General features: G+C 39.6%; 1 protein-coding gene. It reads right to left on the bottom strand.

All coding sequences use genetic code 11. The features are described 5' to 3' along the window. A partial coding sequence (locus tag AAEY83_RS17370; RefSeq protein WP_351061174.1) for a hypothetical protein occupies positions 1-250 on the bottom strand: 250 nt, incomplete at both ends.

Genomic DNA, 250 nt, shown 5'->3' with positions numbered 1-250 from the left:
GCTCTATACACGCGCGGTGATATCATTTCAGCTTTGACAACTTGCCGATTATTACCCCAGGGAAAATGCACATAAGGCGCATCAAAGTGCATACGCTGATGATCATGAAATGCTTTCAAACGGCCATAAGTAAATTTCTTACTGTCTTTTAAACGATCAAGATAAGATAGCGGTTGACCAGTAGTATGGTTATCATTATCTATACCACTATATGTATCGTCAAACTCTGACGACTTGCACAGTACAGAAA

Source organism: Psychrobacter sp. TB20-MNA-CIBAN-0197 (assembly GCF_040309765.1).
GTDB classification, from domain to species: Bacteria; Pseudomonadota; Gammaproteobacteria; order Pseudomonadales; family Moraxellaceae; genus Psychrobacter; species Psychrobacter submarinus.
This window is presented reverse-complemented; position numbering and strand designations above follow the sequence as displayed.